Origin of the sequence: Bacillus coreaensis, assembly GCF_050586445.1 — a bacterium.
Lineage (GTDB): Bacteria > Bacillota > Bacilli > Bacillales > Cytobacillaceae > Robertmurraya_A > Robertmurraya_A coreaensis.
The window spans coordinates 1-13522 of the sequence record NZ_JBOCCY010000008.1; the positions used below are offsets into that span (position 1 = coordinate 1).

Below are 13522 nucleotides of genomic sequence, written 5' to 3' on the forward strand. Positions count from 1 at the left end.
CACCAGCTACTCATGCATTCTGATCAAGGGTGGCATTATCAGATGAAGCAATATCGTCACGCACTTAAATCAAGAAAGATAGTCCAAAGTATGTCTCGAAAAGTAAACTGTTATGACAACTCTGTCATGGAGAATTTCTTTGGAATTATGAAATCTGAGTTCCTCTACACAGAGGAATTTGAGAGTGTGGAACATTTTAAAATAGAATTACAAAAATATATCAATTACTATAATACGAAACGGATTAAGGCAAAATTAAAAATGAGTCCGGTACAATACCGAACTCATTTTACCCACGCTGCCTAATGAAATAACCGTGTCTAACTTTTAGGGGTCACTTCAGAGTAGGCATTATTTATGGTCCTAATATTAGGTTTGTTGCAACTTTCATTGGATTTCTTGCAACTCTGACTCAGTTTCTTGCATCTTCGATCGGTTTTGTTGCAACTTTTCCGATTCGACATACATTTCATACTAAACCGACAAAAATCACCTACAACCGAAACTTCGCCAATTCCTTCTTCATCTCCACCGTCAGCTCCTGCAGCTGCTCCATCTTCTCATTCACCTGCTCAAACGCCTGAAGCTGCGCATCCGTAGAAGCACTAATCTCTTCCGTTCCAGCCGCAGTTTCCTCGGTAACCGACGAAATATTCTCAATCGCAGATATAACAGAAGTACTCATGCTGCTAGAAGTTTTCATCCCCGCAACCAATGCATCCAATTGCTCATTGATCGCCATCACATTCATAGAAATCACTTCAAATGAAGATTCTGTTTCCTTCATAGATGACTGCTGTTGATTGGATAACTCATATCCAAGCTCCGTTGCTTCTACAATGGTCGCAATGCCTTTTTTCATATGGCTAACCATCGTTGTGATGTGTTCCGTTGCCTTAGTGGAGTCGTCTGCCAGCTTACGAACTTCGTCGGCTACAACGGCAAATCCTTTACCAGCCTCGCCAGCGCGTGCCGCTTCAATAGCCGCATTTAAGGCTAACAAATTCGTTTGATCAGCGATTTCACGTACGGAACGTGCTGCTTCCTCAATTTGTCCTGCGAATTGCGTGAAGCCCTCGACGGATGTTTTAATATGATCGGTTGACCTAGACAACTGTGAAGCGAGTTCAACTTGTTTTTCCAACGACACTCGACCAGTTTGAACCGAATTCAACGCAGCGGATCCAGCCTGTGATGATTGCTCGGTTTTATCCTGAACGCGAGAGAATTCTTCGTTCATCGCACCCATAGAGCCAGCTGTCGATTGAATGTCTTCTGAAACCGATTGGCTTCCGCGCGCAAGTTCTTCTGTTGAAACAGCCACCTGGTTGCTGATTTCACGCAAATTTACCATATGTCCAGATACTTCAGTGGTAAAGCCCGTCACTCGTTCGCCGACTTGTTCAATTGATTGAACGGTTTGTTTTACATTCGAAATCATTAACGAAAAAGCAGATTTTAGCTGATCTAGCTCGTAAGAACTATCTTCCTTTACTGATTCCACTTCCACAGTGAGGTCTCCGTCCGCCACTTTAATCGCGTGATCCACCACTTCACGTAATGGTTTCGCAATACGTCTAGCCAAGAACCAAGTTGAAAGGCTAGATAATACAATTAATATAACAATCGCAATGATTGAGAATAATACAACAAACTGAATCTTCTTCTCGGTTTGTTGGAGCATTTCGTCATACCATTCTCCAGTCTGTTTATCCAACAGGTATACATCATTCAAGACACCAGAAATACGAATCGATTGTCTTTTAATCGCCGAGGGGTCGTTACTTCCAAACCCCGCATCAACCTCAGACGATAGGGCGTCAAACTTTTCTTGTACTTTCCCTAGCGTTGCTTTCTGCTCATCCACTCTAATCACTTTTGTAAGTGCCGCCATTTGCTCATCAATGTTCTGTAATTGTGTCACAGCTTCTGATTTGTTTGCTTCACTTTGGTTGAATGTATAATTTGAGAGTGCTTGCTTGGCAACTACCAGCTCTCCTTGAATACCTTCCACCAATAATAAAACCTGTACATCATCCTTAGCGGAGCTTTGCATACTCACTAGCTGAGATATCATAAATCCAATAATCAATGTTGATAATAAAAGTGGAATGATGGCGATGATGAGTAAGCGAGATCTAAGTTTCATGTCATTCCCTCCTTATTCCATTTCGACAGTAATGTCGCCCGAAATGATTTTCTCTTTTGCTTCTTCAAGCTGGCTGTTTTCAGCATCTGTTAGTTGTACCACACGAATGTCCGCTAAGCCAACACCGTTTTCAGACAGACCGAGCACATATGCGGAAGAACCAATTTTTCCTGTTTCCTTCAATTCTTTAGCGATATCGTATACGGCCACGTCAATATTTTTTAACATAGAAGTGGTAACAGCCTTTTCAGCTACGAAAAATTGGTCAGAATCCACACCAGCTGCTAGCTTACCTAGTTTTTGAGCGGTCTGAAGTGCTCCGAAGCCAGTAAATCCAGCTGCAGGATAGATGAAATCCGCACCAGCTGCGATTTGTTTTTCGGCAATTGTCCCACCAAGTGTCGCGTCTCCAAAGGAATTCGCATACTCGACCATTACTTCTACATTCGGATTGACGTATTTGGCTCCTTGTATGTAGCCTACTTTAAAATGATTCACGACAGGCACATCAAAGCCACCGATAAATCCAATCTTTCCCGTGGTGCTCTTCATCGCAGCGACCATTCCTACTAAAAAGCTTCCTTCGTATTCCTTAAAGGTGAGGGATACGACGTTTTCAAGCTCGGAAACCTCATCTATAATCATAAATTGCTGATTTGGATGGTCCTTTGCCACCTTCTCCAACGCTTCCTTGACAGAGAAACCAAGACCGATAATCAGGTCATATTCTTCCTCGACAAGTTCCGTTAGTTTTTCTTCGAAGTCTCCATCTGGAGCTTCTTTATAGTCAAATAAAATTCCAAACTCATCGCGAGCACGTTCTAGACCTCGGAACGCCGAATCGTTAAAGGACTCGTCTCCAAGTCCACTATCAGATAAAAGAATTCCAATTTTATATTCTTTTTCTGTCTTTGTTTGCTGTGCTCCGAGTGAACATGCGCTTAAAACGTTCACGACTAGGAACAATAAGAATATTCTTTTTAGCATATTGCTGTCCTCCTCTTGGTTGTACATACCTCTTATGTATCGGACAAAATTCGACAAGTTTAAGTAAATTGTTTCGATTTTGTGAATATCTCGAATTCCGAAATAAACGGTTAACGAAAACACATAAGTTTGGTATGATGAAACTATCTGAATTTTTTAATTTAGGAGGAATGTTATGAAGCACAGACAGTTATTTATCGCCTTCTTCCGCTCAGGAATTCTGGGCTACGGTGGGGGGCCATCATCAATTCCTCTTGTGAAAAAGGAAGTTGTCGATACATTCAAATGGATGGATTCGGATGAGTTTGGGGATATTTTGGCACTTGCTAATGCCTTGCCAGGGCCGATTAATACGAAGATGGCCGGTTATATTGGGTATCGTGTGGGTGGTGTGTTAGGACTTTTAAACGCTCTTTTTGCCTCGATTTTACCGAGTATTTTTTTCATGATTATCTTGCTAAATGTACTAAATACCTACAAGGACGAACCATGGGTGCGAGGGATGTCGATGGCGGTAGTGCCGGTTGTTGCGGTGATGCTTGCAACATTAACTTGGGATTTTGTAAAAAAATCATCGAGCTCTAGTCTCGGTTGGGGCTGGACACTTCTTTTTGTTTTAGCGAGCCTTGTGTTACTTCAATTTTTAAACGTGCATCCTGCAATCATTATTTTTGCTTTATTACTCAGTGCTTTATTGAAAAAAGATCCTGAGAAGTCTAAGGAAAAGGAGAAGACGTCGGCATGATTTATTGGCAATTGTTTTTGGCGTTTTTTATTCCGGGAATTCTCGGGTATGGAGGGGGACCGGCTTCGATTCCACTGGTTGAAAATGAAGTGGTGGATCGGTATGAATGGTTGTCTGTTAATGAATTTAGTGAGGTGCTCGCGTTAGGGAATGCACTGCCAGGACCGATTGCGACCAAAATGGCCGGTTATATTGGTTATGAAGTGGGTGGTGTGTTCGGAGCAGTGGTTGCTGTATTTGCTACGGTGGCACCGTCGTTAATTTTGATGGTTACTTTACTCGGTTTATTGATGAAATATAAAGAATCACCAAAGGTTAAGCGACTCACCGTATTGGTGCGACCAGTCATTGCCGTCCTATTAGGGGTGATGACATATGATTTCTTTTTCTCCTCATATGAAGGAGCGGGCATTTGGCAGACGATAGGGATTGGTGTCATTGCCTTTGTGTTGATGGAAAGGCTGAAGGTTCATCCTGCCTATGTGATAGCGGGTGCGCTTGTTTATGGTGGGGTATTCTTAGGATAAGTCAGGATCAGTAGCACATTCCACAAGCTGGTGTTGCTAGCGCAACAAAGGCTTGCTTCATGTGCGACTGACCTTATTAGAAGCGTGAGGAGGCAGAAACATGACGTTTTCAATCGTAGGTTATGATCCAAAGGAAAAAGAATGGGGAATTGCGGTACAATCAAAGTTTCTTGGAGTCGGAGCCGTGGTTCCGTTTGCGAAGGCTGGAGTAGGTGCTGTTGCGACGCAGTCATATGCGAATACGGCGTATGGTCCGGAGGCACTTCAGTTATTTTCAGAAGGGAAGTCAGCAGAAGAGGTGATCGAAATCATTACCTCTCGTGATGAGGACAAGGATCTCCGACAGGTTGGAGTGATCGATGCTAAAGGAAATGCCGCTACTTTTACCGGTGAAAAATGCTATGACTGGGCCGGTGGAATCACTGGCGAGCATTTTGCTACACAGGGGAATATTTTAGTCGACGAAAAGACCGTACAAGCGATGGCAAACACGTTTCAAGAGACAAGTGGTACTCTGGCTGAACGTTTGCTTGCCGCGTTAAATGCGGGGCAAGAGGCTGGAGGTGACAGTCGTGGTCAGCAATCAGCGGCCCTATTAGTAGTGAAGGAAGCGGGTGGTTATGGTGGCTACAATGATCGTTTCATCGATCTTCGTGTCGACGATCATCCGGAGCCCATTAAAGAGCTCATTCGTGTGTTTGGTTTGCAGCAACTTTACTTTGCTCCTCCTAAGCAAGAGCGGATTGCTGCGATTGAAGGGCATGTGAAGGAAGAATTGGTTGCCTGCTTGAGACGTCACAGATATTTGGAACTGTATGTGGATGAGGAAAGTGTTCACAAGGCACTGACTCGTTATATACATACCGAGAACTTTGAAGCGCGTGAGTTAGAGCGTGGGAAAATTGACTTGGACGTTCTTGATTATATGAAAAAGCAATAGTTTTAATAGTGAGCACTTCTTCCTAGCCTAGAAGTGTTTTTTATTTTGAAAAACACGACCCATTTTCTCCTCTATCCCTTTTGTATTCCACCAGAATCGTTTACACTAAAGAGATAGATATTTGGATAAAGGCTATGTTCACATAGAGTGTTGTTAAAATCTAAAAGCCGATTTTAACGTAGAAACAAGCTATTTTGTGCTTGAAATTAAGAATGCAAGCTCTTTTCTTACAATTGGAGTCTATTTTGCTATATATTGTAGCTCAGGTTAAGCGTTTTTTATCTCCAACAATAAAGTTTAAGAAAAGAGCCTTGATAAAGAAGGAGAACCGAATGGCAGCATCATTTAACCGAAATGCACCATGTACATGTGGGAGCGGGAAAAAATATAAAAAATGTTGTGGCTTAAAAGAAGCCATTTCGATTAGCTCATTAATTGAACGTGAGATTGAGCAAATTCAGGCAAAGATCATCAGCGATGTGGATTATATGTACGGTGATGAAATAGACGAGGATTTTGATACATATGTCTTACCGGCGTTAGTGGACGATGAAAAGGAAATTGAATTTTTTGGTTTTATCCACACGGTGTGGTTTGCTCTTTTCAAGCTAGTGGACCAAAATAGGACGTTTTTACAAGACTTCATCGATCACCGTGATAAAACGGTCACAAGAGCGAGTTTGCGAGATATCGTCGCTTCCTGGCACAATCCTCGCCCGGTAGCAGGGAGAATGCTGGAGCTTACGCCAACAAGTGTAACGATGAAGGACACGTTGACTGATGAGCATCTACAGATAAAGCTTCTTCAGCCATCAGAGGCCGAGCCAAATTCCTTTATTTTCGGATTTATCGTTCCTTATCGTGACGAGTGGATCTTTTTCCCGACCTTCTTCGACCTTGAAGGGGAGTCTGATCAAAGAGATGAAGAGTTTATTAAGCAGGAGTTTGCTGAAAGCAAGTACGATGACCCCATCGAGTTTTTGAAAAATCAGCTTCTTTATGTGATGAACGAAATTCAATTTTTATCTGCTGAAGTGAACATCGACAATTTCAACTGGCCACTTCCTGTTCACAAGGTGGTAGCGGACCTTTTAGTTCAAGAGTTTAAGAGCTATGGTTCTCCACCAGAACTAACAGGAACGGGAATCGCACTTTGGAATCGTTATTGTCAAATCAAGCCGAAGCAGTTGAAAAACAAATCTGTGTACGTGGCGGCTGTTCAGTACGTGGCAATGGAGGTTCATCCGTTAGTCGATCTAACGATTAATGAGTTTGCCTTGGAGACGGGAGTATCTGCTACTAGTCTTGGAAGAATTGTCAGGGACTTAAAAACCACGCTCACTCCTGAGTTACGAGAACTCCGTGCGATGATTTTAGAAGACTTACAGATTGAACTAGAAGAGGACGAGTATTTAAAGTAGGTTGTTCTTTTCTGCGGAAACTCAGAACAATCATTCAAATATGTTCCATAATTTAAGAAAAGAGCCTTAGTAACACATTCAGGCTCTTATTGGCACTGATTACCCAAAAGTGATAAAATAATAGGTAAACATTCGAATAACGAAGGGTTCGCCAAGCTACCTGGCGAATTTATACATAATAGCCATAACCCAAGGCTCTTTTCTAAAACATTGTTGCTATATACACACTTTTTAGGAAATTAACTATTCGTTTCAATAGCCAATCAGAATATTTTTATCTTTAGAAAAGAGCTACTCTCCAAATAGACCAATAAAACCCAGCGTTATGCGGGGAAAAATCCGGCATTTGGGATTTTTACAAAACAACAAACTTTACGAAAACAACTTTATCCAAAAAGGAGCGTTTCTAAATGCTTGGAATGTTAAATAAAGTGTTTGATCCAAATAAAAGAGAATTAAAACGCCTAACCAAACTGAGTGAAGAAATTGAAAAATTGGCACCAAGAATGGAAGCGTTGAGCGATGACGAGCTTCGTGCTAAAACGGACGAGTTCAAGTCTCGCTATCAAGGTGGCGAGTCGTTGGATGATTTGCTTGTTGAAGCATTTGCCGTTGTTCGCGAAGGGGCCAAGCGAGTTCTAGGACTATACCCGTATCCTGTTCAGCTCATGGGGGGCGCGTCTCTTCATGAAGGGAACATTTCCGAGATGAAGACAGGGGAAGGGAAAACGTTAACGTCTACCATGCCTGTATATTTAAACGCCTTGTCTGGAAGAGGCGTTCACGTCGTAACGGTCAACGAATACTTGGCAAGCCGTGACGCGACAGAAATGGGTCAACTTTATACGTTCTTAGGCTTAACAGTGGGTCTAAACACAAACGGCCTTTCAAAAGAAGAAAAGCAAGCTGCGTATGCTTGTGATATTACTTATTCAACGAATAATGAACTTGGATTCGATTATCTTCGTGACAACATGGTTCTGTACAAAGAGCAAAAGGTACAGCGTCCGCTTTTCTATGCGGTCATTGACGAAGTCGACTCCATCCTCATCGACGAAGCGCGTACACCATTGATCATTTCTGGTTCGGCTCAAAAGTCGACAGCTCTTTATATTCAAGCGAATGCGTTTGTTCGTACGTTGAAAAAAGAAGAGGACTACACGTACGATGAAAAGACAAAGGGTGTTCAGCTGACGGAAGACGGAATCAACAGAGCAGAGCGCGCGTTTGGCATCGAGAACTTATTCGATATCCGTCATGTCGCGTTGAACCATCATATCGGACAAGCGCTTAAAGCACACGCGAGCATGCATTTAGATGTAGACTATGTGGTGCAAGACGGGGAAATCGTGATCGTTGACCAATTTACAGGTCGTCTCATGAAGGGACGTCGTTATAGCGATGGTCTTCACCAAGCGATTGAAGCGAAGGAAGGTCTGGAGGTTCAAAACGAGAGCATGACGCTTGCGACGATTACGTTCCAGAACTACTTCCGTATGTATGAAAAATTGTCAGGAATGACGGGTACAGCGAAAACAGAGGAAGAGGAATTCCGCAATATTTATAATATGAATGTTGTTGTCATTCCTACGAATCGTCCGATTGCCCGTGATGACCGTGCCGATTTAATCTACGCATCAATGGACGGGAAATTCCGTGCCGTTGTGGAGGATATTGCAGAGCGAAACAGCAAGGGCCAACCCGTTCTTGTTGGTACTGTTGCGATTGAAACATCTGAATTAATTTCAAAATACCTAACGAAAAAAGGTATTCGCCATAATGTATTAAATGCGAAGAATCACGAGCGCGAGGCAGAAATCATTGCAGAAGCAGGTTATAAAGGTGCGGTAACGATCGCTACCAACATGGCTGGTCGTGGTACAGATATTAAACTTGGTGAAGGTGTAAAAGAGGTTGGCGGCTTAGCCGTTATTGGTACGGAGCGCCATGAGAGCCGTCGTATCGATAATCAGCTTCGTGGACGTTCGGGTCGTCAGGGAGATCCAGGGGTCACACAGTTCTATCTATCAATGGAAGATGAGCTAATGCGCCGCTTCGGTTCAGACAATATGAAGGCAATGATGACACGTCTTGGCATGGACGATTCTCAGCCAATCCAAAGTAAAATGGTATCAAGAGCCGTAGAATCGGCGCAAAAACGTGTTGAAGGAAACAACTTCGATGCGCGTAAGCAGCTTCTTTCTTACGACGATGTGCTTCGTCAGCAGCGTGAAATTTTATACACGCAAAGAAATGAAGTGCTTGAGTCTGAGAATCTGCGTGAAATCGTAGAGAAAATGATTGAAACGGTTGTTAGCCGCAGCGTGGAAGTTCACACACCGAGCTTTGAGGATCGTGACAAATGGAACCTGCAAGGAATCATTGACTATGTGAACGGAAATCTTCTACACGAAGGTGTTGTAACAGTTGATGACCTGAAAAATAAAGAGCCAGAGGCCATGGCAGAATTGATTCTTGCGAAAGTGAAGGAGCGCTACGACGAAAAAGAAGAGCAGCTTTCATTCGAGCAAATGCGTGAATTCGAAAAAGTTGTCGTGCTTCGTGCTGTTGACTCGAAGTGGATTGATCACATCGATGCAATGGATCAGCTTCGTCAAGGAATTCACTTACGTGCGTACGGTCAAATTGACCCACTTCGCGAATATAACCACGAAGGCTTTGCGATGTTCGAAAGCATGATCGCAGCCATTGAAGAGGATGTGGCGAAGTACGTCATGAAGGCAGAAATCCGCAACAACCTAGAGCGCCAAGAGGTTGCCAAGGGCCAAGCAGTGAACCCAAAAGAAGACGGCGAAAAGGCAGTCAAGAAAAAGCCAGTAACCAAGGCAATGGATGTCGGTCGTAACGACCCATGTATTTGCGGAAGCGGCAAAAAGTATAAAAACTGCTGCGGAAGCTTAGACTAGAGGCAATAAAAGTGGCTGGATTTTTGGCATTAAGGTGATTTTAGGACAAGAATGGGCGGTTTTTAGTGAGTTTGCAGTAGTTTTGGGGAGAGAAAGTTTCGATTCTCAAGATTTACTTGGGATTTTAGAAATATATTTGCGATTACAAAAATATATTTGCGATTCTCAGGATTTACTTGCGATTGCAAAAATATATTTGCGATTCTCAAGATTTACTTGCGATTATAAAAATATATTTGCGATTCTCGAAAATTACTTGCGATCCTAACCATATATTTGCGATTCGCAAAAAATACTTGCGAAACAAAACCCAACTCACGTTCCAATCCCAAACAAACATAATAAAATAGAGGGTCGGTAGCAACAGATTCTACCGTCCTCTTTTTATGGAAAACGATCTTATTAAAATTCTTATAGAGGTGGCACAATTATGGAATTAGCAGATATTCGTAATGAGCTTGAAAAAACAGCTAAGAAATTAGCGGACTTTAGGGGGTCTCTTTGACTTAGAAAACAAAGAGGCACGAATTGCGGAGCTTGACGATGTCATGCTTCAACCTGAATTTTGGAATGACCAGCAAGCAGCGCAGGCGGTGATCTCGGAATCCAACGAATTAAAAGATCAGGTACATGAATTTCATGACCTGTACGAAGTGTACGAAAACTTAGATCTCACGTATGAACTTGTTCGTGAAGAAACAGATGAAGAAATGCAAAACGACCTGGCAACAGAGCTAAAAGAATTCTCGGAGCGTCTTGCTCAATTCGAATTACAACTCCTACTAAGTGAAGAATATGACAAAAACAATGCGATCCTTGAGCTTCATCCAGGTGCTGGCGGAACCGAGTCACAGGACTGGGGTTCGATGCTTCTTCGTATGTATACAAGGTGGGCAGAGAAGAAGGGCTTTAAGGTGGAGACGCTTGATTACCTACCAGGTGACGAAGCGGGGATTAAAAGTGTCACTTTAGCGATCAAAGGTCATAATGCGTACGGCTACCTAAAAGCAGAAAAAGGGGTCCATCGTCTAGTGCGTATTTCGCCGTTCGATTCATCAGGTCGCCGTCATACGTCCTTCGTTTCTTGTGAAGTGATGCCAGAATTCAACGATGAAATTGAAATCGACATCCGTACAGAAGATTTAAAAATTGATACGTACCGTGCGAGTGGTGCCGGTGGACAGCATATTAACACGACAGACTCTGCCGTTCGTATTACTCACTTACCAACGAATGTCGTGGTGACGTGTCAAACCGAGCGTTCGCAAATTAAAAACCGTGAGCGTGCGATGAAGATGCTTCAAGCCAAGCTTTATCAGAAAAAGATTGAAGAGCAAGAAGCAGAGCTGTTGGAAATTCGTGGCGAGCAGAAGGAAATTGGCTGGGGATCACAAATTCGGTCGTACGTATTCCACCCGTACTCGATGGTAAAAGACCACCGTACAAGCACGGAGACAGGAAATGTGCAAGCGGTTATGGATGGAGATCTTGAAATTTTCATCAATGCGTACTTGCGTTCGAAATTAAGCTTATAAAATAAGAAAGCCTTCTAAGCATCAAAGCTAGAAGGCTTTTTCTCTACAAATCACTTTCTCTTAACAGCTGGTCTAACTTTTTATTCCGACGCTTTTCAATCCTCTTCTGCTCTCGTACTTCCTCATTTAATGACATACTCAAGGAGACGACCATCAGTACCATAATCACCGCAAATGGCAAGGCAGCTACAATTGAAGCAGTTTGAAGCCCATTCAATCCTCCACTCCACAATAACACCGCAGCGATGCTTGATTGCAGGAAACCCCAAATGATTTTTGTAGAATTCGCGGGATTTAACACCCCTTTGGACGTGAGCATTCCAAGCACTAATGTAGCGGAGTCAGCAGAGGTAATGAAGAACGTAATAATTAACAATGTTCCTAAGCCTGCTAAAATGGTTCCAAGTGGGAACTGCTCTAAGGTGATGAAAAGGGCAGTTGTCACGTCGTTGCTCACCGCATCGACAATTCCTTTGTTTTCAAAAAGCTCAAAGAAAAGAGCGGAGCCTCCAAAAGCTGAAAACCAAATGGTACCGAATAAGGTTGGGACGAGCAAGACCCCTAGGACAAACTCCTTAATGGTTCTTCCTTTAGATACGCGAGCGATAAACGTTCCAACAAATGGCGCCCAGGATATCCACCATGCCCAGTAAAATAGGGTCCATGCGCCAACCCATGTTCCTTGTGTAAAAGGTGATAAACGGAAGCTCATTGGAATGATGTTTCCTATGTAGCCACCAATTGTAGTGGTTAAGGCATCAAATATAAAGGAGGTCGGTCCAACGACTATCACAAATAATAAGAGCGCGACTGCCAGTCCTAAATTCAAATTACTTAAGTAACGAATTCCTCTATCTAGTCCTGTGGTAGCAGAAACCATATAAAGGATGGTAACAATAGCGATAATGAACATTTGAATCGTCGTATTGTTTGGAATTCCAAATACATGGGAAAGGCCACTGTTAATTTGGAGGGTCCCTAATCCAAGTGAAGTCGCCACACCAAACGTCGTTGCGATTGTAGCAAATGTATCAATTCCCTTTCCAATCGGTCCCTCGACCCTGTTTCCAAGCAGAGGGCGAAAGGTTGAACTAATCAGTCCAGATTCCCCTTTTCTAAATTGTGAATAAGCAAGTCCAAGGGCAATGATGCAATAAATCGCCCAAGGGTGGAGCCCCCAGTGGAAAAAGGAGTATCGTAATGAATAACGAGCTGCTTCTGCTGTTTGACCTTCAGCCAAATCAAGCGGGGGATCAATATAATGAGTGATGGGTTCAGCTACTCCCCAAAAGACCAATCCAATCCCCATCCCTGCGGAAAATAACATGGCGAACCATGAAAAGTATGAGTATTCGGGGTCATCATCATCTTTCCCGAGCTTAATTTTTCCATATGGACCAAATGCTAAGTACGCCGCAAATACTAAAAAGATAAAGGCAGCTAATAGATAAAACCAGCCAAAAGTCCCCGTTGTAAAGGCGAGTGCCGCATTTGCAGAATTAGCCAAGTGATCTGGTGCGATTAATCCCCATAAAACAAATAAACTAATTATAATGACAGATATGTAAAATACCGAGCCTAGTTTCTTCTCTTGCACAGAATCATCCTTTCTACAGTTCTTTCTCACATAGTATACAATCTTTCTACTAATTCATACGTTTGTCAAGGAATTAGGAATGGCTGGAAAAAAAGCGGTGAAATTAATACCAAATGCCCTTGAAGGATAAAGGGTTTTCAAAAATAATAGAGAAAGGATCAAGAATTTTGTGAAGAAATAGGCACAACGCTAGTTTTTTGTTATCATAATGAAAGGAATGCGAACGTGCTGGACAGAGGTGAAAAAATAGTTATGATTAATGAGCAATCAATGCTCTATTTAACCGAAAAACTCCGCAAAGAGGATGAATTGGTGGAGCTAAAATATGAATATTATAAGCGACTTTTACGTGATGAACTCCGTACATATAAACAAATTAAAGTACCTACCGAAAATTATGCCATCTCCAATGAGGAATTTGTGGATTGGGCAATTGAGCTTTTAACGCCACAAGAGCTGCATGATGTGATTATGATGATCCGATATGCGAAAAATCGATCTACGAGCGTTCGTCCGTTTCTCGAAACGATCGCGGTTGGAATCGTGAATAAACAGTAATAAGACCGAGCATGGTGAATGCCCGGTCTTATTTTGTATCATATTAATAAAACGCTGTTGTCGTAATGTTTGTTGTTAAAATCTTAAAGCCGATTTTAACGTGGAGATAGCTATTTTGCGCTTAAGAATTTTGTTT

Annotated in this window: 11 protein-coding genes; 8 read left to right on the top strand and 3 right to left on the bottom strand. The window is 42.5% G+C overall.

All coding sequences use genetic code 11. The annotated features are described in order from the left end of the window. The coding region (locus ACQ5H4_RS13735) for an IS3 family transposase (RefSeq protein ID WP_430775524.1) at nt 1–306 on the top strand (306 nt) is incomplete at its 5' end. A gap of 187 nt (nt 307–493) precedes the next feature. Here the strand turns inward: ACQ5H4_RS13735 and ACQ5H4_RS13740 are convergent. Both ACQ5H4_RS13740 and ACQ5H4_RS13745 read right to left on the bottom strand, forming a co-directional pair. Then, a complete protein-coding gene (locus tag ACQ5H4_RS13740) occupies nt 494–2149 on the bottom strand; it encodes a methyl-accepting chemotaxis protein (RefSeq protein ID WP_430775525.1) in 1656 nt (551 codons plus the stop codon). A 12-nt stretch (nt 2150–2161) separates the two neighbouring features. Beyond that, a complete protein-coding gene (locus ACQ5H4_RS13745; protein ID WP_430775526.1) occupies nt 2162–3136 on the bottom strand; it encodes a BMP family lipoprotein in 975 nt (324 codons plus the stop codon). A 175-nt stretch (nt 3137–3311) separates the two neighbouring features. Here ACQ5H4_RS13745 and ACQ5H4_RS13750 point away from each other — a divergent pair, with 175 nt between their 5' ends. The 6 genes from ACQ5H4_RS13750 to prfB all read left to right on the top strand — a co-directional run bounded on the left by ACQ5H4_RS13750 (nt 3312) and on the right by prfB (nt 11231). Continuing rightward, a complete protein-coding gene (locus ACQ5H4_RS13750; RefSeq protein WP_430775527.1) occupies nt 3312–3881 on the top strand; it encodes a chromate transporter in 570 nt (189 codons plus the stop codon). Continuing rightward, nucleotides 3878–4408, top strand: a complete 531-nt coding sequence (locus ACQ5H4_RS13755) for a chromate transporter (RefSeq protein WP_430775528.1) — start codon at nt 3878–3880, stop codon at nt 4406–4408. The genes ACQ5H4_RS13750 and ACQ5H4_RS13755 overlap by 4 nt, the downstream gene beginning before the upstream one ends. A gap of 100 nt (nt 4409–4508) precedes the next feature. Beyond that, a complete protein-coding gene (locus tag ACQ5H4_RS13760; RefSeq protein WP_430775529.1) occupies nt 4509–5348 on the top strand; it encodes a DUF1028 domain-containing protein in 840 nt (279 codons plus the stop codon). Nucleotides 5349–5680: 332 nt separating this feature from the next. After that, entirely contained in the window at nt 5681–6769 is a 1089-nt protein-coding gene (locus tag ACQ5H4_RS13765; RefSeq protein ID WP_430775530.1) for an SEC-C metal-binding domain-containing protein, read from the top strand. Between the two features lie 410 nt (nt 6770–7179). Further along, nucleotides 7180–9696: a preprotein translocase subunit SecA gene (gene secA, locus ACQ5H4_RS13770; protein ID WP_430775532.1), complete on the top strand. Its 2517-nt coding sequence runs from the start codon at nt 7180–7182 to the stop codon at nt 9694–9696. Nucleotides 9697–10126: 430 nt separating this feature from the next. Beyond that, nucleotides 10127–11231 (top strand): peptide chain release factor 2 gene (gene prfB / locus ACQ5H4_RS13775; RefSeq protein ID WP_430775534.1). Its coding sequence is split into 2 segments (ribosomal slippage): nt 10127–10198 and nt 10200–11231, totalling 1104 coding nucleotides; the frame shifts between segments, so codons are not numbered across the junction. 43 nt (nt 11232–11274) lie between these two features. Here prfB and ACQ5H4_RS13780 read toward each other — a convergent pair. Continuing rightward, a complete protein-coding gene (locus ACQ5H4_RS13780; RefSeq protein WP_430775535.1) occupies nt 11275–12828 on the bottom strand; it encodes a glycine betaine uptake BCCT transporter in 1554 nt (517 codons plus the stop codon). A 252-nt stretch (nt 12829–13080) separates the two neighbouring features. Between ACQ5H4_RS13780 and ACQ5H4_RS13785 the strand changes: the two genes are divergently transcribed. Beyond that, nucleotides 13081–13386: a hypothetical protein gene (locus ACQ5H4_RS13785; RefSeq protein ID WP_430775536.1), complete on the top strand. Its 306-nt coding sequence runs from the start codon at nt 13081–13083 to the stop codon at nt 13384–13386. Nucleotides 13387–13522 lie beyond the last annotated feature (136 nt).

Coding starts and splice junctions, on each gene's coding strand:
- ACQ5H4_RS13740 (WP_430775525.1), bottom strand. CDS start 2,149: ATGAAACTTAGATCTCGCTTACTCATCATCGCCATCATTCCACTTTTA.
- ACQ5H4_RS13745 (WP_430775526.1), bottom strand. CDS start 3,136: ATGCTAAAAAGAATATTCTTATTGTTCCTAGTCGTGAACGTTTTAAGC.
- ACQ5H4_RS13750 (WP_430775527.1), top strand. CDS start 3,312: ATGAAGCACAGACAGTTATTTATCGCCTTCTTCCGCTCAGGAATTCTG.
- ACQ5H4_RS13755 (WP_430775528.1), top strand. CDS start 3,878: ATGATTTATTGGCAATTGTTTTTGGCGTTTTTTATTCCGGGAATTCTC.
- ACQ5H4_RS13760 (WP_430775529.1), top strand. CDS start 4,509: ATGACGTTTTCAATCGTAGGTTATGATCCAAAGGAAAAAGAATGGGGA.
- ACQ5H4_RS13765 (WP_430775530.1), top strand. CDS start 5,681: ATGGCAGCATCATTTAACCGAAATGCACCATGTACATGTGGGAGCGGG.
- secA (WP_430775532.1), top strand. CDS start 7,180: ATGCTTGGAATGTTAAATAAAGTGTTTGATCCAAATAAAAGAGAATTA.
- ACQ5H4_RS13785 (WP_430775536.1), top strand. CDS start 13,081: ATGATTAATGAGCAATCAATGCTCTATTTAACCGAAAAACTCCGCAAA.